Genomic DNA, 18,742 nt, shown 5'->3' with positions numbered 1-18,742 from the left:
GAAGCAGTACAGCCAAGACGGCCTGCCCCGCCTGACCCGCCGCGCATGCCCCAGCACAAGGTCCAGCACAAGGCCCTGCTCATCGGAGCGAGCGAGTACGACGACCAGCACATCCAGAACCTGCCCTTCGTCCGCGACGACCTTCAGCGGATCCGGGACGTGCTCATCGAACGCGGCTTCCAGGCAGCGGAGATCGTCGAGAGCAAGCGCGGCATCACACCGAACACGGTCAACGGCCGCATCCGCGCCTTCCTGCGCGACGCCGGCCGGGGCGACACCCTGCTGATCCTGCTCAGCGGACACGGCCAGCACTTCGAGGGCAAGGACTTCCTGATCCCCGAGGACGCCACCTTCGACGTCGGGGTCTTCGCTGACAGCTGCATCGAGATCGGCTGGGAACGGGAGCTGGAGGACTCCCCCGCCGGCCATGTCGTCTTCCTCGTCGACGCCTGCCGCGAGGGCATCGACCGCGACACCATGGCGGCGCTGCCCGGCGTCCAGCCCTGGCCCCGGCGCAAGGTCGCCGACGCGCTGCGCCGCAAGGTGGCGTACGTGCACGCCTGCAAGGCGCCCCAACTGGCCCTGTTCGTGGGCGAGAAGGAGACGGTCCGGCCTGGCTTCGACCCCGGCACGCAGCCGGGCGAGTCCTTCAGCCTCTTCTCCCGCGCCCTCGCGGACACCATCGCGGCGGACCCGCACGCCCTGCGCCTGCGCGAGTTCGCGGCGCGGGTGCAGAAGCGGGTCGGGGAACTCCACCGCGCCTACGGCAAGACACGGCCCGTGCAGGAGGTCACCGTCGTCACGGAGACCGCGGCCACCCCCGGCGGCGAGGACTTCCCGCTGCTGCCCGGCCCCGACCGGCGCACCGAGGCGCACCCGTGGATCCGTTCCGCCGAACAGCACCCGATCTGGCAGCGCACGCCCGACGGCCCCGCCCGCCGGCACCTCCAGGAGACCTGTGCCGCCCTGGCGTCCCGGCTGGCCGCGGCGTACGAGAGCGCGGCCCACGCCCTGCGCGACGACCCCTGGCACGACGCCGAACTGGCCCGGCGCACCCACGTCAGACTGGACTTCCTCACCAGCCGGCTGGCCGACAACGTCGCTCTGTCCCCGACCGAGGCCGCATTGGCGGTCCTGCTGCCCCTGGTCGAGCAGGCCTTCTGGACCCAGGAGGCCGCACAGCGCGTCGGCGTACTCGCCACGGACCAGTGCGCCACCGGCCCCGACCACACCCGCTTCCGCAAGTTCGGCCAGGGCTTCCCACGCCTCAAGCGCCGACTGCGCACCCTGCACGATCAGACCGCGGCCCGCGACTCCGTGCAGCGCATCCGCTGGTGGCTCTTCCACCGCTGGCTGATCCAGCAGCCGGAGCTGTACGCGGCGGAGAAACTCAAGTCCCTCCTCGGCGAGGTGACCGGCGGCTCCGATCAGCCGCCGTGGGTGACCGACGCCCTCTCCGCGGACCGTCTGATGCGGCTGCTGAAGGAACACCGCACGGCCCCGTTCTCCGTCCGCCGGGCCGCCGTCGGCCGCCCTTCCGGCGCCCTCGACGACCACGACGTCATCGCCGCCACCACCGGCGACGAGCACGAGGTGCGCCCGCCCCTGGTATCCGCCCTGCTCAAGGCGGCCTACGCGATGGCCGTCGACCCCGTCGACCTGCCCGAGATCGTCGTGGAGCACCTCGGCATCTACGACAGCGTCGACCTCGGCGAACTCAGGACGACCGTGCGCCGCTCCGACTGGCGCCACTCCGGAGTCGGCCGCTCCCTGAACGCGGTCTGCACCCACCCGGCCGTCCAGATCGCCCTGCGGGAACACGCCACCCGCGTCGACACCCTCCTGCGCGAGATCAACCGGGACGACAACGCCCTGGCCCCGCTCAGATCCCTGCCGCCCTACGCCGACGGCAGCCGGGTCCGCCTCGACGGCAACACCCCCGACCAGCTCTCCGACGGCATCCGCTTCCAGCTCGCCGAGGACCGCGTCCAGGAACTCCTCATGGGCGAACAGCTCTACGGCGACCGCGAGCTGGCGGTCCGCGAGCTGTACCAGAACGCGCTGGACGCGCTGCGCTACCGGGACTGCCGCACGCAGTACCTCCAGCGCACAGGCCGATCGACGGTGCCCTGGGAGGGCCGGATCGAGTTCGTCCAGGGCGTGGGCTCGGACGGCCGCCCCTACCTGGAGTGCCGCGACAACGGCATCGGCATGGGCCTCACCGAACTCGGCAGCGTCTTCTCCCAGGGCGGCACCCGCTTCGTCGACCTGCCCGAGTACATCGAGGAACAGGTCGCCTGGAGCGAACTCCCGGAACCCAAGCTCCGCCTCTACCCCAACTCCCGTTTCGGCATCGGCGTCCTGAGCTACTTCATGCTGGCCGACGAGATCGTGGTCCGCACCTGCCGCATGGGGCGGGACGGGCGGCCCGGGCGGTTGTTGCAGGTGACGATCGCGGGGCCGGGGAATCTGTTCCGGGTGGAGGACCTGGGGGAAGGGTCCGAGCCGGGGACGACCGTGCGGCTGTTGCTGTCGCGGCAGGGGAAGCATGTGTCGTGCGTGGAGGCGTTGCAGCGGTTGCTGTGGGTGGCGCCGTATCGGACTTCGGCGGTGCATGGGTCTCGGGAGTTCGGATGGGTGCCGGGGGAGTTGTCCCGTACGGGGCTTGAGATCGAGATGTCGAGGCTGAAGCCGGGGCCTCGCGTCAAGGACCCTGTCTGCCTCGCGTCCGGCTCACCCGACCTCTGGTGGATCGACCGCCCGGGCATCATCCTGTCCGACGGCCTGTTGACCGAACCCGAACCTTCATTCCAGATGGTGCACCAGTTTCCTTACGGCATCGTCCTGAATCTGCATGGTGAGCATGCGCCGGTCCTCACCGTCGACCGCAAGAAGGTGCGTTCTTTCGACGGCGATCACGTAAGGGCTGTCCTCACTGCCGCGGCGCCGAGTCTGACACTCCCGGATCTTCCCCTCCCGACCCACCCATGGCTGACGCAGGCCAGCTCGGTCGCGATGTGGTTCGGCGACCTCGTGGCTCAGCACGCCCAACTGGCCGATCTGCCATGGTGGATCGGGAACGCCTCGATGCCTTTCCGTGGAGTCGGTTACTTCCTTCCCGACATCGACCTGATCCCGCTGGTGACCGGCAGCTACACACCGGAACCACAGTCGGTCCAGGATGCCCGTTTCTTCGCCACCATGCCGCCGAGTGTGCTGCGTTGGCGCCTGCGGGCGCTGTACCGCGCGGGTCTCGGCGGCCCGGTGTCACTGCCGGAGCCGTGCCCGTCCGACGAGTTGTGCGCCCGGCCCTCCGACCTGTCGCTGCTCACCAGAGGCAGGCGAAGGCGTTGGGACAGGGCGTACCAGGACTGGACGACTGAGCGGTTCGGCCGGCATCCCGCGTTGCTTCTCGGTCTCCTCGTCGATTGGCACGACCCCGCCCAGCCGCTGGGCGTCGGCGAGATCTTCGCGCTGAGCCTCAGGGCGGAGCGCCCGCCCGCGGAGGTCGCCGACCGGTTGGCCGCTCTCGGGTACCAGGTCGAGCCCTTGGCCGACTGCGCCGCCGCCGAATTCGAGGATCTTCCGCTGCTGCGACCGATGGGCTACCCGTCGGGCTGGCTGGCTCCCGGCTCGGCGCTATCGGGGCCCCAGGTCTGTGTCAGCGCCGCGCGCCGTGCCTGTTCCACGGCGCAAGCCGCGCGGCGTCTGCGGGAGCTGGGCTTCACCGTGCCGGATGACCTGCCGGTCCGTGAGCACTGGACCGAGGAGGAGCGGGGCATCCTCACGAGCTTGTGGTCGTCGTGCGCCGGCGCGCCGTCCCCCGAGGAGGCTCTGCGGATCTCCCGGGCGCAACTGGTCTCGGTGGCCCATGGGACGGATGCGACGGTGCTCCGCGCCTCGGAGTTCCTGTCCGAGCTGGGCTTCCGACTGCCCCCCGACGCCACGGACGGCCCCGAACTGACCGAGGACGACCGGTCGCTCCTTGTGCACAACACCCAACGTCCTTGGGTGGACCGGGAAGTATCAATCCTCTACATGACGGCTGTGGCGCGCCATCTCCACAGGCCCGTCGCCGACGTCGCGGCGCGGCTGGAGGAACTGGGCTACGCGGTGGCGTCCGTCCCCGACGAGGAAGGGCAGTTGCCCTCACCGGCTGAGACCGCTCTCGTCAATGGCAGTCTCATGCTGCACACGAACGGTCCCTTGAGCGTGTTCGACGTGGCTTACGGAGCACGGCAGGCGGGTGTCCCCTTGCCCGAGGCCGTCTCCATCCTCGCCAGATGGGGCTACCCCTGCTCGGTCACGGCCGAGGCCCTTTCCCATGCCGAGGACATCGACAGCATCGTCCTGAGACACCGCCCGTACGCCGACCCCGCCACCTACGGCCAGGTATCTCCCGCCGCCCTCAAGGCCGTGGGCGGCCGAGCCAAGGCCCTCACCGACTTCGGCTACGACGTCGCCCCTCTGTCAGAAAACGACGTCAGAGAACTCCAACTCGAAGAAGTCCTGCTCCACACGCTCACCGGCACGACAGCCTGGCCCGTCACCCCCCAACCCGACGACCCCCCACTCACCCTCGTCACCCTGGCCGTAGTAGCCCTCTCCGCCGCCAAGACCCTCCGCGAAACCGCCCTCAAAGCCACCGAACTCGGCATGCGTCACGAGATCGAGGACTGGTTCCCCGACCCGGAAATCACGTCGCCCCAACCCCCCACCCCCTCGTAACCTCCCCACCATGTGGACAACGGGCGCGGAACAGGTGGAGCAGGCCGTCGGCGAGTGCGTCGGCCTGCTGGGGGAAGTCACCGACCGGGACTGGGAGGGGACACCGGCCGGGCGGCTCGCGTGGAGCTGTCGGGAGACGGCCGTGCACATCGCCGAGGATCTCATCGCTTACGCGGGGCAGTTGGCGGGGCGGGAGCCCGATGGGTACACGCCGTTCGAGCTGTCGCTGGAGGAGGGGGCCGGCAACGCGGGCGCGGTGCGGGTGATCAGGACTATGGGGGCCCTGCTCGCCGCCGCGATCCGGACGACGCCACGTCAGGTGCGGGCCTTCCATCCGTATCCGTTCCGCGACGCGAACCGTGAGGGGTTCGCGGCGATGGGCGTGGCCGAGGTGCTGCTGCACACGCATGACATCGCCGAGGGACTGGGCGTGGCGTACGAGGCGGACTCCGAGCTGTGCGACTTCGTCCTCAGGCGGATCTTCCCGCAGGTCCAGCCCGGCCCGACCTCCTGGCAGACCCTGCTGTGGGCCACCGGCCGGGGTGAGCTGCCGGGGCGGGCGCCCGTCACCGAGTGGCGGTGGAACAACAACCTGGTGATCGGTACCGAACGGCTCAGCCTTGAAGGCGTCACCCCGGCAGTGGCCCACGACCTTGCCACGGTCGGTGACGGCGGCTGCTTCGAGTGGCTCGGAGGGAGCCCGGCCGAGGGCACCCGGGTCGGCGCCGGGCTGATGTTCAAGCAGTACGAGGACGGGGTGCACCGCCCGGAGTGGACCATGTACGTGCTGGTCCGCCGCGAGGACGACCAGGCGCTCGGCGCCATGGGGTTCCACGCCGTTCCCGACGAGGCGGGGCGGGTCGAGATCGGCTACGACCTGGTCGAAACGGCCCGTGGGCACGGCTACGCCACCGAGGCGCTGCGCGCGCTGTCGGCCTGGGCCCTGGCCCAGGACGGCGTACGGACCGTCGTCGCCAACGTCGAGCGGGGCAACACGCCCTCGCGGAACGTCCTCACCCGCGCCGGATTCACGGCCGTCGCGGAGGACACCGAGCAGGTCACCTACGAGATGACCGACCTACGAGGTGAATGACCTGCGAGGTGAATGACGTACGAGGTGATTGACCTACGAGCCGGGTGAACCCGGCGAGCGGTAAAGACCCTTGGGCCGCCGCAGCCCCGCCCCGTGCAGCAGCCGCACCACCTCGCGGCTGCTGACCTCCACGGCCCCGGCGCCCACCGCGTCGGCGTACCGCTGGGCGGGGATGTCGTAGTGGTCGCGTTCGAAGGCCCGCCGGGGCACGCCGAGGCGTTCGGCGAAGGTGTGCAGTTCGTCGTACGAGACGTCGCTGATCAGGTGGGACCACATCCGGCCGTGCCCGGGCCAGGCCGGCGGGTCGATGTAGATCGTCACCAGGGCCTCACGCGGACGCCCCGCCGAGGGCCTCACTCAGCGACCCCACCGCCGCGACCTTCACGCCCGCCTCGCCGCACACCCAGTGCGGGTCGGCCCCCAGCACCGGGTCCACGTCCAGCGCGTGCGGGTCGCCGGTGCCGCACACCGGGCACAGCGGCCAGCGGCCGTACCGCTCCAGCAAAGCGTCCTGTACGTCCTGCGCGACCAGACCGGCCACGTACGGCGCGCCCTCCGGCCACTGCTCGACCCACCACCGCCGCTGTGTGACGGCCTCCTCGACCAGGGACACGACATCGGCCTCGGCGACGCGTCCCGCGACGAGGTCGGCCAGTACCAGGGCACGCGCGGCGTGCAGCGTCTGCTCCAGGGGGGTGATGGGCTCCATGCCCCCCATTGTGCGCACTCTTGACCCCGGCACCGAGCCGAAAATATCTTTCAGTGGTGACCCGTAGAGTGAAGGAAATTTTCGCCGGGGAGAACGGCGGCACGGCCGGCACCGGAAGCACGGGCGGCCCGAGTGCCATGGTCGGCACCCTCGGCACCCCGCCCGCCCCCGCCGCCCTCGCGGCCAAAGTCCGCACGCTGGCCCCGTCGATGACGCGTTCCATGCAGCGCGTCGCCGAGGCCGTGGCGGGCGATCCGGCCGGCTGCGCGGCCCTCACGGTCACCGGCCTCGCCGAACTCACCGGCACCAGCGAGGCGACCGTCGTACGCACCGCCCGGCTGCTCGGCTATCCGGGTTACCGGGACCTGCGCCTCGCCCTCGCCGGCCTCGCCGCCCAGCAGCAGTCCGGCCGGGCCCCCGCCATCACGACGGACATCGCGGTCGACGACCCGATCGCCGACGTGGTCGCCAAGCTCGCCTACGACGAACAGCAGACCCTCGCCGACACCGCCGCCGGCCTCGACACCGTCCAGCTGGGCGCCGCCGTCACCGCGCTGGTCGCGGCCCGCCGCACCGATGTGTACGGCGTCGGGGCGTCCGGTCTGGTCGCCCAGGACCTCACGCAGAAGCTGCTGCGCATAGGGCTGCTGGCCCACGCCCACAGCGACCCGCATCTGGCCGTGACGAACGCGGTGCAGCTGCGGGCCGGTGACGTGGCGGTCGCCATCACGCACTCGGGGTCGACCGGGGACGTCATCGAGCCGCTGCGGGTCGCCTTCGAGCGCGGCGCGACGACCGTGGCGATCACGGGCCGCCCGGACGGGCCGGTGACGCAGTACGCCGATCACGTCCTCACCACGTCCACCGCGCGGGAGAGCGAACTGCGTCCGGCGGCGATGTCGTCGCGGACCGGCCAGCTCCTTGTGGTGGACTGCCTGTTCATAGGAGTGGCGCAGCGGACGTACGAGACGGCGGCACCTGCGCTCTCGGCGTCGTACGAGGCGCTGGCCCACCGGCATCGCCCCTGAATCCGAACCTGAACCGCACCGACGAGACACGGGAAGCACGGAAAGAGCCGTCATGACCTCCACCTCCGACCCCCGGGACCTCAGAACCGAGCTGGAGTCCCTGACCACCGAGGCCTTCCGGCCGGAGCTGGCGGACATCGACCGGCTGCCCACGCTCGACATCGCGCGGCTGATGAACGGCGAGGACGCCACCGTGGCCGGGGCGGTCGCGGCGCGGCTGCCGCAGATCGCCGCCGCGATCGACGCGGTCGCGGAGCGGATGGCCCGGAGCGGCCGCCTCGTCTACGCGGGCGCGGGCACGGCGGGCCGACTGGGCATCCTGGACGCCTCCGAGTGCCCGCCCACGTTCAACACCGACCCGACCCGGGTCGTCGGCCTGATCGCGGGCGGCCCGGCGGCCATGGTCACCTCGGTCGAGGGCGCGGAGGACTCCCGCGAACTGGCCCGGACCGACCTGGAGCCCCTCAACCTCACCCCGGACGACACGGTGGTCGGCATCTCGGCCTCCGGCCGCACGCCGTACGCCATCGGCGCCGTCGAGTACGCCCGCACCCGCGGCGCCCTCACCGTCGGCCTCGCCTGCAACCCCGGCAGCCCCCTCACATCCACCGCCGACCACGGCATCGAGATCGTCGTGGGCCCCGAACTCCTCACCGGCTCCACCCGCCTCAAGGCCGGCACGGCCCAGAAGCTCGTCCTCAACATGGTCTCGACGATCACGATGATCCGCCTGGGCAAGACGTACGGGAACCTGATGGTCGACGTCCGCGCCTCGAACGACAAGCTCCGCGCCCGCTCCCACCGCATCGTCGCCCTCGCCACCGGCGCCGAGGACAAGGAGATCGAGGACGCCCTCGCCGCCACCGACGGCGAGGTCAAGAACGCGATCCTCACCCTCCTGGCCGGTGTCGACGGCCCGACGGCGGCCCGCCTGCTGGAGGAATCCGACGGCCATCTGCGGGCGGCGCTGGAAGCGTGCCGCCGCTAAGGGTGTGCTGCCACCGGACCACCGGCCGATTGTCGGTCCCCGGTGCTTTCATGGAGGCATGAGCAGCAGAAGCGTGGTCGTGGAGCGGCGGATCGCCGCCGGGCAGCGTGCCGTGTGGGAGGCCCTGACGGACCTCGGAGGCATGGAACGCGTGCTCAGCGGGGTCACAAGGGTCGAGGTCATCACCGACGGCAGCTTCGGGGTCGGCACGCGGTGGCGGGAGACCCGGAGGATGTTCGGCAAGGAGGCCACCGAGGAGATGTGGGTCACCGCCTGCGAGGCACCCGAACGCTATGTCGTGGAGGCCGACTCGCAGGGCACCCACTACATCTCGGAGTGGCAGCTGCGGGCAGACGACCCGTCGGCGACCACGGTGCGGATGACGTTCGGCGCGGAGCCGGGCCGCGGTGCCCGGGGGCTCCTCGCCAGGCTTCTGGGCGGCCTGGGGGCGCGGGCCGTACGCAAGGTCATCGAGAAGGATCTCGACGACATCGCCTCGGCCGCGGAGGCCCGCAACGGCTGAGCCGACGCACCTCACCTCGACTTCGGCTCCCGGTTGACCTGCCTCACCCGCGCCCGCAGTGTCTCCCGCGCGGGCAGCGACCGCAGTACGTCGGTCAGATGCTCGGCCGTCCGTACGTTGCACCGGCCCAGGTCGACCAACGCGAACGGCTCGTCACTCGCGCCCGTCACCGGGTCCACGCCCAGGGACGGCAGCACGACACCGACCCCCTTGAGCGCGTCCCGCAGCGACTCCACGATCTCTTCCGTCGAACGCACCTTTCCCTACCTCCACGCTGAGTTTGTGATTCACCACACAGCGTGTCCGACGCGCCTCTAACCTGGCCAGACACGGCGGTCCAACAACCCGATCTGTACGACAGGGAGTTGCCCATGCCCGGATCCAGGGACCTCGACCCGTCCTCCTCCCCTCGGGCCCTCCTGGGCGCCGAACTCCGCCACGCCCGCGAGAAGGCCGGCCTGAGCCAGGAGGACCTGGGGCAGCGGCTGTTCGTGAGCGGGTCGTTCATCGGGCAGTTGGAGGCGGGTACGCGCAGGTTGCAGCGGGAGTACGCGCGGCTGCTGGACGAGGCGTTGGGGACGGAGGACTTCTTCCAGCGGAACTGTGGGGCGACGGCGAAGTCGAAGTATCGCGAGCACTTCGCGGAAGCCGCAGAGGTGGAGACGCAGGCTAGGGCCATCAGGGAGTACGCCTCGATGCTGATCCCCGGATTGCTCCAGACACCCGCCTACGCTCGGGCCGTCAGCCGCGCTTACCTGCCCTCAGCGGCAGCAGAGGCCATCGAGGAACTGGTGACAGGCCGGATGGAGCGGGCACGGATCCTCGGCGATCCAACAAGGCCTCTGTTGTGGACGGTGATTGACGAGGCCGCACTACGCCGCGTAACGGGCGGGCCAGAGGTGATGGCAGGGGCGCTACGCCACCTCATCGGCCTGATCCGCCAGAACCACGTCATCGTTCAGGTCCTGCCCTTCGACGCGGGAGCCCACCCGGGGATGCAGGGGTGCGTCAGGTTGATGGACTTCGACGACGCCCCTCCGCTCGTCTACCTCGAAGGAGTCGACACCGGACGGCTGGAGGACGACCCCGCCACCGTCACGCGTTACCGGCTCTACTTCGAACTCCTCACAGCTTCGGCACTCTCGCCTGGGAAGTCTCTGGCCGTCCTCGAAGCGATGGCGCAGGATTACGACCATGAGGAACATGCCTGAGTGGTACAAGTCCAGCTACAGCGGCGGCACCGGCGACAACTGCCTGGAGGTCACGCAGGCATTCCCCGATGTCATCCCCGTCCGCGACTCCAAGACCCCCCACGGCCCGAAGCTCGTGTTCCGGGCCGGAGCCTGGGCGTTGTTCGTCGCGAACCTCAAGGACGAAACGGCCTGAGCTTCGGGATCCGAGCTTCGAGCCCTCTTTTCAAGGAACGGGTGGAGGGCCTCAACCCACCCTCCCACCCGGCGAGTTGACGCGATGCGTTCGGCTTGCCACGGACAGTCATATGCCTCTACCGTTCCTGGACAAGTAACAGCCCCCGCCCGGTGCTACCAACACCTGCGGGGGCTTAACCATCGAGATCGGACAGCGATCCCATGGCTGAAGCCAACTTTAGTGCTGCCTCCCCGTCCGCGCACCCCATGGCGAACCCGGGCTACGGCAAACGCACCACCCCCGACCAACACCCCCGTACGAACGACGACTTCGCCCACCTCCCACCCCGCGAAGCCGCCATCGCCGCCTACCTCGACCGACTCCCCGACGGCGCCGACATCTCCGTAAAGACGCTGGCCAAACAGCTCCCGTACGGACAGTGCGCCCTCGGCACGGCCCTCAACCGCCTCCAGGGGGCAGGGCACCTGCGGCGAGGCAGGGAGTGCATGACGGCCGAAGACGGCAGCTCCCGCTGGATCACTCGAACGTGGTTCACCCGCACCGCCCGGGACGACGACTGGTGGGCCGCCTTCACTCGCGGCGACGCACCACGGCCGCAGGCAGCGGCTCGCCCTACCCGCTCCCGGGCCCACATCCTCCTCGCCGCCCTCGGCCGCACAGCCTCCGTCCTGTCCCTCTCCGAACGGGACTGCGCGACGCTCGCCCCACTCGTGGCGGACTGGTTCGCGCGAGGCGCCTCGGAGGGCGACGTACTACGGGAGCTGACATCCGGCCTGCCGACTCCCGTCCACCACGCCGCGGCCCTGGTACGCAGCCGCCTGACCAGCAAACTCCCACCCCCACCCACCCCACGTCCGCCCCTACGCGTGCTGGAGTGCGCGAACTGCGGCGCCCCGGGGCGTCCGGAAACCCTGCCAGGGGGCCGTTGCAGCGCCTGCCGGGGCGAACACGCCCCCGCACAACCCCCTGCACCCCTTTCCGCCCCCACGGTCCAGGCCCACGCGGCCGGTATCCGCGCCGCAATGTCCCAACGACTACAAGAGAAGGCATACGCATGACGGCTCCTACGGTGCGACGTCACTCCCCCAGGGCACGATGGAAGGGAGGAGGCACCACCATGACGCCTGGTACCGCTGATCGCCCGCTGATGCCCTTCGAGGACTTCAAGGAGCTGCTCGATGTGGCACCGGACAACGTCCGGCTCGAATACGTCGACGGACGTGTCCGCACAAAGGACCCGCTCAGCGTCGAGGACTTCGAGGAGCTGGAACGCCGTGCCCCGGAGACGGTGCGGCTTGAGTACATCAACGGAAAACTAGAGGTCAAGGCAATGCCGGACGGCAACCACCGCGAGATCTTCATGTGGCTGCTGCGCCAGTGCTTGATGCAGCGCCCCGATCTGAATCTCGTACCCGAGTCCGGCGTCAAGGCAGAGGCCTATCGCAAAGGCCGAGCACGGACGGACGGCACCCTCGCTGCCGTGGATCGGTTCAAGGGCGATGGCGAGTGGTCGGACCCCGACGGGTCTCTGATGGCCGTGGAGATCACCTCCCACGACCGCGACACCGACCAACGCGACCGCATCGACAAGCCTGTCGGCTACGCGACGGCCGACATCCCCGTCTACCTCCTCATCGACCGCGACAACAACACACTCACCGTCCACAGCGAACCGAAAGACGGCCGCTACGAGCAGATCTCCCGACACCCCTGGGGCGCCACCGTCGAGCTCCCCACCCCCGTGAACATCACTCTGGACACCGAGAAGCTCAAGGACTAAGCCGACTGAGGACAATGGGCGTATGAACCACGCCCAGCTCACCGCCCTAGGCCGTGCCCTCCGAGTCCTCGGCGAGCACGGCGAGGCCCTCACCTCCGACACCCCGGACGCCAAGCTGCACGAGGTCAAGGCCGACCTGAAGCGCGCGCTGGACCTGCTGGACGAGAGCGTCGCGGGCGCCGCGCCCAGCACCCGCTGCGCCGAGCATCCGAACGGCCCGGTCGACGAGAACGCCCCCGACCTGTGCCTGCTGTGCGAGACCCGCCGCAGGACCGCCCGCCGGAACGAGTACAACGGCCCCGCCCCGCAGCAGCCGCAGACCGACCCCGTCCAGTCCCGCTACGGCGTGAGCGGCGACCGCCCCCAGCCCCAGCAGCGCTGGCTGCCGGAGCTGTGGAACGGCCAGACCTGGCAACTGTGCGGCACCCCGCGCCGGGACCGCCGCGAGGCCGAGCTGTTCATCAACGCCCAGCGCCGCGCACCCCGGGCCGCGATGGCGTACCGGCTGGTGCACGAGTTCACCGACTACGAGGTGCTGCGGGTATGGGGGACGCCGGTGAAGGTCGACATCGAGCCGATGGGCAACCTTTAGCGGCTCAAGCTCACAGCAGCGGCAGCGCGGGGAAGCCGTAGCCCTCCCACAGCCGCCGCGACGTCTCCTCCGGGTAGGCGCCGACCACCGGCTCCGCGTCCAGCACCTGCACCAGCCGCCGCTCGTCGTCGTACGCCGGCCAGCCCGGGTCTCCCGACCTCGCGAAGGACGTCCAGGACGCGCGGAAGCGCGCCGACAGCGCCAGGGCCTCCTCGGACGGCTCACCGCCCCCGAACGTCAGCAGCCCCAGGTCCGCCCCGTACGTGCCGAACAGCAGCGGGATGTCCAGGCCGTGGCAGGCACCGAGCGCGCCGCCGTTGCCCGGGGCCGCCCAGGTCAGTTCGTACACATGGGCGCGTCCGCCACCCGCCCTCTGCGCCTCGGCCAGGTGCAGGCTGGGCATGTTGAACAGCCAGTCCGTCTGGACGCGTTCGTAGAGTTCGCTCGGCGAGGCGTCGGGGAACGCGGCCCGGTAGGCCTGCTCCCCGTCGGGGCCGGGGGCGAAGAGACGGAGGGCCGCGCTCGCCTTCTCTTCGGTGATCTGCTGGCCCGCCATGGCGATGAAGAGCCGGAACTCGTCCCGGTTGTGGCCCACCAGCAGGTCGACGTCCTTCGCCGAACCGGCCGCGAGCGCCTGCCAGGGCGTGGTCGGCAGCACCTCGCCGTCGACCACGGGAGAGAAGGGCGTGACCGTGGGCGCCGCCTGGCCCCAGCGGTCGACGTACTGGAGCATCTTGGCGCCCAGCGTCTCACCGGCCGACGTCAGCCGATGGGGAGGGATCGTCGAAAGGTCGGCGACCGTGGGGCGCAGCCCCATCTCGGCGGCGAGAGCGAGGCCGATGTCACGGGCGAGTTCGTCGGAGAAGAACGTCCCCGGCACGCTCTGCGCGATCGCCCGCCGGAACAGACCGGCCGCGCGCGGCATGGAGAGCAGCGAGGCGACCGAGCCCGCGCCCGCCGACTCTCCGAAGACCGTGACCTGGTCCGGATCGCCGCCGAACGCCTCGATGTTGTCGCGGACCCACTCCAGCGCGGCCACTTGGTCGAGCAGACCACGGTTGGCGGGCGCGCCCTCGATGGACGCGAAACCCTCCATGCCCAGGCGGTAGTTGAGGGAGACGACCACGAGGTCACCGTCGGTCGCGATGTGCCGGGCGTCGTAGCCGGGGCTGCCGGAGTGGCCGAGCTTGTAGGCGCCGCCGTAGATCCACACCATCACCGGGCGGCGGGCGGCCGGGTCGGGTTCGGGGGTCCAGACGTTGACCGTGAGCCAGTCGTCGCCCTCGGGCACATCGAGCAGTCCCGGGCCGCCCAGGCTGCCGACGTCCTGCGGGGGCGGCGGGCCGAAGGCGTACGCGTCGCGTATGCCGTCCCAGGGCTGGGCGGGGCGGGGTGCCTGGAAGCGGGCCTCGCCCACCGGGGGCGCGGCGAAGGGGATGCCTCGGTAGACCGCGAGCCCTTCCTCCCTTCGGCCGCGTACCGCACCGGCGGTCGTACGGACCACCGGTGCGGGCTCATCTGAACGGCCACCCGCCGTCGGGCGGGACTCGGTCGTCGTCATCTCAATCCCCTCACGGAATGCCGGTGAACAGGCGCTCCGCCAGTGTCATTGACTGACGCAAGTAAATCCAGAGTCGCAGGGCTCCCGGCCCCCAGGTCAGCTGAGGGTCTTCAGCGCCGCCGGGTCGTACGGGGCCGTGTCGCCGAAGCGGCCGTCCAGCACCTTGGCCGCCCACTGCGGGTCCTGGAGCAGGGCACGGCCGACGGCGACCATGTCGAACTCGTCGCGCTCGAAGCGGTCCAGGAGGTTGTCGAGGTCGTTGACGTCGGCGCCCTCGCCCTGGAAGGACTTGAGGAAGTCGACGCCGTTCAGGCCGACCGAGCCGACGGTGATGGCGGGCTTGCCGGTGAGCTTCTTGGTCCAGCCGGCCAGGTTGAGGTCGGAGTCCTCGAACTCGGGCACCCAGTAGCGGCGGGTGGAGGCGTGGAAGGCGTCGGCACCGGCCGCCGCGAGCGGGGTCAGGATGGACTCCAGCTCCTCGGGCGTCTCGGCGAGGCGGGCGTCGTAGGCCTCCTGCTTCCACTGCGAGTAGCGGAAGATGATCGGGAAGTCGGCGGACACGGTCTCACGGACCGCCGCGACGATCTCCTCGGAGAGCTTGGCGCGGGCGACGCGGTCGCCGCCGTAGGCGTCGGTGCGGCGGTTGGTGCCCTCCCAGAGGAACTGGTCGAGCAGATAGCCGTGGGCGCCGTGGATCTCCACGCCGTCGAAGCCGATGCGCTCGGCGGCGGCCGCGGCCTCGGCGAACGCGCCGATGACGGCGTCGATGTCGGCCTGGGTCATGGCCATGCCGGTGGGCTCGGTGGCGCCGATGCGCAGACCGGAGGGGCCGACGGCCGGGGCGTCCGCGAACGGCGGCTCACCCTGGTTGCGGACCATGCCGATGTGCCACAGCTGCGGCACGATCGTGCCGCCCGCGGCGTGCACCGCGTCTGCGACCTTCGCCCAGCCCGCGAGCTGCTCCTCGCCGTGGAACCGCGGCACGCGGTCGCTCTGCCCGGCCGAGTCGTGCCCGACGTAGGTGCCCTCGGTGACGATCAGGCCGACTCCGGCGGCGGCACGGCGGGAGTAGTACGAGACGACGTCCTCGCCGGGGACACCGCCCGGGGAGAACATCCGGGTCATCGGCGCCATCGCGATGCGGTTCGGGACGGTCAGGCCGTTGAGCGTGACGGGCCGGGACAGGATTTCGGCGGCGCGGGAGGCGGCGACGGTCACTCAGGGGCTCCTTCGGATACCGGACAGTATGTGCATACGCATAGGACGTTTGCTTCAACCACCCGGCCCCGCCCTCGCATCCCGCCCGCACTGTGACCCCGCACACGCCCGCCTACGCCCGCACACGCGCAGACACGCGCACACACGCCCGAGGGCGGCACCCCCTGCCCGGAACCCGGAACAGGAAGTGCCGCCCTCGGCAAGACCGTTGATCAACCCGGGGAATCCCCAGGGGTCGATCAGAAGTCCATGTCACCGCCCGGCATACCGCCACCGGCGGGCGCGGCGGCCTTCTCCGGCTTGTCGGCGATGACGGCCTCGGTGGTGAGGAACAGCGCGGCGATGGAGGCGGCGTTCTGCAGCGCGGAACGGGTCACCTTCGCCGGGTCGATGATGCCCTCGGCGATCATGTCGACGTACTCACCGGTCGCGGCGTTCAGGCCGTGGCCGACCTGGAGGTTGCGGACCTTCTCCACGACGACGCCGCCCTCGAGACCACCGTTGACGGCGATCTGCTTCAGCGGGGCCTCCAGCGCGAGCTTCACGGCGTTGGCGCCGGTCGCCTCGTCACCGTCGAGCTCCAGCTTCTCGAAGACCTGGGAGGCCTGCAGCAGGGCCACGCCACCACCGGCGACGATGCCCTCCTCGACGGCCGCCTTGGCGTTGCGCACGGCGTCCTCGATGCGGTGCTTGCGCTCCTTGAGCTCCACCTCGGTGGCGGCACCGGCCTTGATGACGGCCACGCCGCCCGCGAGCTTCGCCAGGCGCTCCTGGAGCTTCTCGCGGTCGTAGTCCGAGTCGCTGTTCTCGATCTCGGCGCGGATCTGGTTGACGCGGCCGTTGACCTGGTCGGTCGAGCCGGCGCCGTCGACGATGGTCGTCTCGTCCTTGGTGATGACCACCTTGCGGGCCTTGCCCAGCAGGTCGACCGTGGCGTTCTCCAGCTTGAGGCCGACCTCCTCGGAGATCACCTCGCCGCCGGTGAGGATGCCGATGTCCTGCAGCATCGCCTTGCGACGGTCACCGAAGCCCGGGGCCTTGACGGCGACGGACTTGAAGGTGCCGCGGATCTTGTTGACGACCAGGGTCGACAGGGCCTCGCCCTCGACGTCCTCGGCGATGATCAGCAGCGGCTTGCCCGACTGCATGACCTTCTCCAGGAGCGGGAGCAGGTCCTTGACGTTCGAGATCTTGGAGTTCGCGATCAGGATGTACGGGTCGTCGAGGACGGCCTCCATACGCTCCATGTCGGTGGCGAAGTACGCCGAGATGTAGCCCTTGTCGAAGCGCATACCCTCGGTGAGCTCCAGCTCCAGACCGAAGGTCTGGGACTCCTCGACGGTGATGACGCCTTCCTTGCCGACCTTGTCCATCGCCTCGGCGATGAGCTCGCCGATCTGGGTGTCGGCGGCGGAGATGGAGGCCGTGGAGGCGATCTGCTCCTTGGTCTCGACGTCCTTCGCCTGCTCCAGCAGGGCGGCGGAGACGGCCTCGACGGCGCGCTCGATGCCGCGCTTGAGGGCCATCGGGTTGGCGCCGGCGGCTACGTTGCGCAGGCCCTCCTTGACCAGGGCCTGGGCGAGAACGGTCGCGGTGGTCGTACCGTCACCGGCGACGTCGTCCGTCTTCTTGGCGACTTCCTTGACCAGCTCGGCGCCGATCTTCTCGTACGGGTCCTCGAGCTCGATCTCCTTGGCGATGGAGACACCATCGTTGGTGATCGTGGGGGCGCCCCACTTCTTCTCGAGGACGACGTTGCGGCCCTTGGGGCCGAGCGTCACCTTGACGGCGTCCGCGAGCTGGTTCATGCCGCGCTCGAGGCCGCGCCGCGCCTCCTCGTCGAACGCGATGATCTTGGCCATGTGAAGTGGTCCCTCCAGGACTGGGGGTGATTACTTCGGACCGCGCCCGCGCCCGCGACGGACGGCTCGCCAGCCTCGTGGTTCCTTCCCCACCCGGCCTGCGGGCCTCACCGACCCGGTCCTTACGTTGTCACTCTCACCTTCAGAGTGCTAACGCAATGATTAGCACTCGGGCATGGCGAGTGCAAGCGCCTCCCGGGGATCGGGCAGGGCCGTCAGCCGCCCGCGAACAGCGTCCGGCGGGGCCTTCGGACAGACCGAAGGGCCCGCACCCCGGGGGGTACGGGCCCTTCAGAGAAGACCTGCCGCTTGCGGTTTGTCGTGGTCGCGCGTTCAGGCAGCGACGCGAACCATGTCGGCCTGTGGACCCTTCTGGCCCTGCGAGATCTCGAACTCGACCCGCTGACCCTCTTCAAGGGTGCGGTAGCCGTCCATCTGAATCGCGCTGTAGTGGACGAAAACATCCGCACCACCGTCGACCGCGATGAAGCCGTACCCCTTCTCCGCGTTGAACCACTTGACGGTGCCCTGAGCCATGCCTAACTCCCCTATTACTGGCCCTTGCACAGACCCGCACTTCGCGGATCCGGGTCAGACCTCACCCCCCACGGATTGGGGGCGTGCGCCGGAACGCGTCGACCGCGGCCGAATGTATCTGTCCAACTGCCCTCTGCAACAGGTCAATCGGACGAGAATTCTGGACGCGCGGGATCCGGAATGTGGGGAGAATTCGTGCGACTTCAGGGCAAGTCGGGCCACGCAAAGGGAACAAAAGCGGCGAAAGACGCACACACTTTGGCTACATCTTGTCGGGCGCGCGGCAGGAATTCAGGGTGCCCGATCAGGGGATCGGGATCGCGTTCCCCAACTGTACCGCGCTCAACCACACAGAATTGCCCCCTCCGCTTCTCTCACGGAGGGGGCAATTCGATGAACGCTCAGTGACGGCCGTTACCGATGGTAATAATCAAGCCGGTCGACCGGTTCAGCCGCCGGCGACGGCCGGAATGATCGACACACCGGCACCGTCCGGCGTCGCCGTCTCGAGACCCTGCTCGAACCGCACGTCGTCGTCATTGACGTACACGTTGACGAACCGGCGCAGCTTGCCCTGGTCGTCCAGCACCCGGGCGGCGATCCCGGTGTGGTTCTTCTCCAGATCGGCGATGACCTCACCGAGGTTCGCACCCTCGGCGGCGACCTCGGCCTGCCCGCCGGTGTAGGTACGCAGGATGGTGGGGATTCGTACGTTGACGCTCATCGGAATATGA

The 18,742-nt window shown here is 69.9% G+C and carries 18 protein-coding genes; 10 read left to right on the top strand and 8 right to left on the bottom strand.

The window, feature by feature from the left end; translation table 11 throughout:
- The first annotated feature begins 45 nt into the window (after positions 1-45).
- On the top strand, positions 46-4,728 hold the full coding sequence (locus ACIBK5_RS08205) for a caspase family protein (RefSeq protein ID WP_399017429.1): 4,683 nt from the start codon (positions 46-48) through the stop codon (positions 4,726-4,728).
- 34 nt (positions 4,729-4,762) lie between these two features.
- Positions 4,763-5,821: a GNAT family N-acetyltransferase gene (locus ACIBK5_RS08200; protein WP_399018299.1), complete on the top strand. Its 1,059-nt coding sequence runs from the start codon at positions 4,763-4,765 to the stop codon at positions 5,819-5,821.
- A gap of 33 nt (positions 5,822-5,854) precedes the next feature.
- Here ACIBK5_RS08200 and ACIBK5_RS08195 read toward each other — a convergent pair whose 3' ends face one another.
- The gene (locus tag ACIBK5_RS08195) at positions 5,855-6,142 is read right to left on the bottom strand and encodes a DUF4031 domain-containing protein (protein ID WP_391109407.1); all 288 of its coding nucleotides are present in this window, start codon (positions 6,140-6,142) and stop codon (positions 5,855-5,857) included.
- A 7-nt stretch (positions 6,143-6,149) separates the two neighbouring features.
- Positions 6,150-6,530, bottom strand: coding sequence for a hypothetical protein (locus tag ACIBK5_RS08190; protein ID WP_399017427.1), 381 nt, complete (start codon positions 6,528-6,530; stop codon positions 6,150-6,152).
- A gap of 56 nt (positions 6,531-6,586) precedes the next feature.
- Between ACIBK5_RS08190 and ACIBK5_RS08185 the strand changes: the two genes are divergently transcribed.
- The 3 genes from ACIBK5_RS08185 to ACIBK5_RS08175 are packed head-to-tail and all read left to right on the top strand — an operon-like array spanning position 6,587 to position 9,069.
- Positions 6,587-7,558: a MurR/RpiR family transcriptional regulator gene (locus ACIBK5_RS08185; protein WP_399017425.1), complete on the top strand. Its 972-nt coding sequence runs from the start codon at positions 6,587-6,589 to the stop codon at positions 7,556-7,558.
- A 52-nt stretch (positions 7,559-7,610) separates the two neighbouring features.
- Positions 7,611-8,546 carry an N-acetylmuramic acid 6-phosphate etherase gene (gene murQ, locus ACIBK5_RS08180; RefSeq protein ID WP_399017423.1) on the top strand — a complete coding sequence of 312 codons (936 nt, stop codon included), beginning with the start codon at positions 7,611-7,613 and terminating at the stop codon, positions 8,544-8,546.
- Between the two features lie 58 nt (positions 8,547-8,604).
- On the top strand, positions 8,605-9,069 hold the full coding sequence (locus ACIBK5_RS08175) for an SRPBCC family protein (protein ID WP_399017421.1): 465 nt from the start codon (positions 8,605-8,607) through the stop codon (positions 9,067-9,069).
- A gap of 11 nt (positions 9,070-9,080) precedes the next feature.
- Here the strand turns inward: ACIBK5_RS08175 and ACIBK5_RS08170 are convergent, their stop codons facing one another.
- Positions 9,081-9,326: a hypothetical protein gene (locus ACIBK5_RS08170; RefSeq protein WP_399018345.1), complete on the bottom strand. Its 246-nt coding sequence runs from the start codon at positions 9,324-9,326 to the stop codon at positions 9,081-9,083.
- A gap of 114 nt (positions 9,327-9,440) precedes the next feature.
- Between ACIBK5_RS08170 and ACIBK5_RS08165 the strand changes: the two genes are divergently transcribed.
- The 5 genes from ACIBK5_RS08165 (at position 9,441) to ACIBK5_RS08145 (ending at position 12,830) form a co-directional block, all read left to right on the top strand.
- A complete protein-coding gene (locus ACIBK5_RS08165; RefSeq protein ID WP_399017420.1) occupies positions 9,441-10,280 on the top strand; it encodes a Scr1 family TA system antitoxin-like transcriptional regulator in 840 nt (279 codons plus the stop codon).
- On the top strand, positions 10,264-10,455 hold the full coding sequence (locus tag ACIBK5_RS08160) for a DUF397 domain-containing protein (RefSeq protein WP_399017418.1): 192 nt from the start codon (positions 10,264-10,266) through the stop codon (positions 10,453-10,455). Before ACIBK5_RS08165 ends, ACIBK5_RS08160 begins: the two co-directional genes overlap by 17 nt.
- Positions 10,456-10,658: 203 nt before the next feature.
- Positions 10,659-11,516, top strand: coding sequence for a hypothetical protein (locus ACIBK5_RS08155; protein WP_399017417.1), 858 nt, complete (start codon positions 10,659-10,661; stop codon positions 11,514-11,516).
- Positions 11,517-11,605: 89 nt separating this feature from the next.
- On the top strand, positions 11,606-12,238 hold the full coding sequence (locus ACIBK5_RS08150) for a Uma2 family endonuclease (protein WP_399017415.1): 633 nt from the start codon (positions 11,606-11,608) through the stop codon (positions 12,236-12,238).
- 22 nt (positions 12,239-12,260) lie between these two features.
- Positions 12,261-12,830 carry a hypothetical protein gene (locus ACIBK5_RS08145; RefSeq protein WP_399017414.1) on the top strand — a complete coding sequence of 190 codons (570 nt, stop codon included), beginning with the start codon at positions 12,261-12,263 and terminating at the stop codon, positions 12,828-12,830.
- A gap of 10 nt (positions 12,831-12,840) precedes the next feature.
- On the opposite strand, the gene ACIBK5_RS08140 is transcribed toward ACIBK5_RS08145, so the two are convergent.
- The 5 genes from ACIBK5_RS08140 to ACIBK5_RS08120 all read right to left on the bottom strand — a co-directional run bounded on the left by ACIBK5_RS08140 (position 12,841) and on the right by ACIBK5_RS08120 (position 18,732).
- A complete protein-coding gene (locus ACIBK5_RS08140) occupies positions 12,841-14,391 on the bottom strand; it encodes a carboxylesterase/lipase family protein (protein WP_399017412.1) in 1,551 nt (516 codons plus the stop codon).
- Positions 14,392-14,487: 96 nt separating this feature from the next.
- Positions 14,488-15,609 (bottom strand): NADH:flavin oxidoreductase, encoded by a 1,122-nt coding sequence (locus ACIBK5_RS08135; protein ID WP_399017410.1) that lies wholly within the window; start codon positions 15,607-15,609, stop codon positions 14,488-14,490.
- Between the two features lie 239 nt (positions 15,610-15,848).
- Entirely contained in the window at positions 15,849-17,471 is a 1,623-nt protein-coding gene (gene groL / locus ACIBK5_RS08130; protein ID WP_399017407.1) for a chaperonin GroEL, read from the bottom strand.
- A gap of 333 nt (positions 17,472-17,804) precedes the next feature.
- Positions 17,805-18,008 carry a cold-shock protein gene (locus tag ACIBK5_RS08125; protein ID WP_003949956.1) on the bottom strand — a complete coding sequence of 68 codons (204 nt, stop codon included), beginning with the start codon at positions 18,006-18,008 and terminating at the stop codon, positions 17,805-17,807.
- A gap of 448 nt (positions 18,009-18,456) precedes the next feature.
- The gene (locus ACIBK5_RS08120) at positions 18,457-18,732 is read right to left on the bottom strand and encodes a MoaD/ThiS family protein (RefSeq protein WP_148000006.1); all 276 of its coding nucleotides are present in this window, start codon (positions 18,730-18,732) and stop codon (positions 18,457-18,459) included.
- Between the last annotated feature and the right edge of the window lie 10 nt (positions 18,733-18,742).

It is taken from the genome of Streptomyces sp. NPDC050546 (assembly GCF_044457425.1).
Taxonomy (GTDB): domain Bacteria; phylum Actinomycetota; class Actinomycetes; order Streptomycetales; family Streptomycetaceae; genus Streptomyces.
The sequence above is the reverse complement of the archived record's forward strand: the minus strand, read 5'-3'. Positions and strand labels throughout refer to the sequence as shown.

Coding starts and splice junctions, on each gene's coding strand:
- ACIBK5_RS08175 (WP_399017421.1), top strand. CDS start 8,605: ATGAGCAGCAGAAGCGTGGTCGTGGAGCGGCGGATCGCCGCCGGGCAG.
- groL (WP_399017407.1), bottom strand. CDS start 17,471: ATGGCCAAGATCATCGCGTTCGACGAGGAGGCGCGGCGCGGCCTCGAG.
- ACIBK5_RS08155 (WP_399017417.1), top strand. CDS start 10,659: ATGGCTGAAGCCAACTTTAGTGCTGCCTCCCCGTCCGCGCACCCCATG.
- ACIBK5_RS08125 (WP_003949956.1), bottom strand. CDS start 18,008: ATGGCTCAGGGCACCGTCAAGTGGTTCAACGCGGAGAAGGGGTACGGC.
- ACIBK5_RS08205 (WP_399017429.1), top strand. CDS start 46: ATGCCCCAGCACAAGGTCCAGCACAAGGCCCTGCTCATCGGAGCGAGC.
- ACIBK5_RS08140 (WP_399017412.1), bottom strand. CDS start 14,391: ATGACGACGACCGAGTCCCGCCCGACGGCGGGTGGCCGTTCAGATGAG.
- ACIBK5_RS08145 (WP_399017414.1), top strand. CDS start 12,261: ATGAACCACGCCCAGCTCACCGCCCTAGGCCGTGCCCTCCGAGTCCTC.
- ACIBK5_RS08165 (WP_399017420.1), top strand. CDS start 9,441: ATGCCCGGATCCAGGGACCTCGACCCGTCCTCCTCCCCTCGGGCCCTC.
- ACIBK5_RS08150 (WP_399017415.1), top strand. CDS start 11,606: ATGCCCTTCGAGGACTTCAAGGAGCTGCTCGATGTGGCACCGGACAAC.
- ACIBK5_RS08120 (WP_148000006.1), bottom strand. CDS start 18,732: ATGAGCGTCAACGTACGAATCCCCACCATCCTGCGTACCTACACCGGC.
- murQ (WP_399017423.1), top strand. CDS start 7,611: ATGACCTCCACCTCCGACCCCCGGGACCTCAGAACCGAGCTGGAGTCC.
- ACIBK5_RS08190 (WP_399017427.1), bottom strand. CDS start 6,530: ATGGAGCCCATCACCCCCCTGGAGCAGACGCTGCACGCCGCGCGTGCC.
- ACIBK5_RS08160 (WP_399017418.1), top strand. CDS start 10,264: ATGAGGAACATGCCTGAGTGGTACAAGTCCAGCTACAGCGGCGGCACC.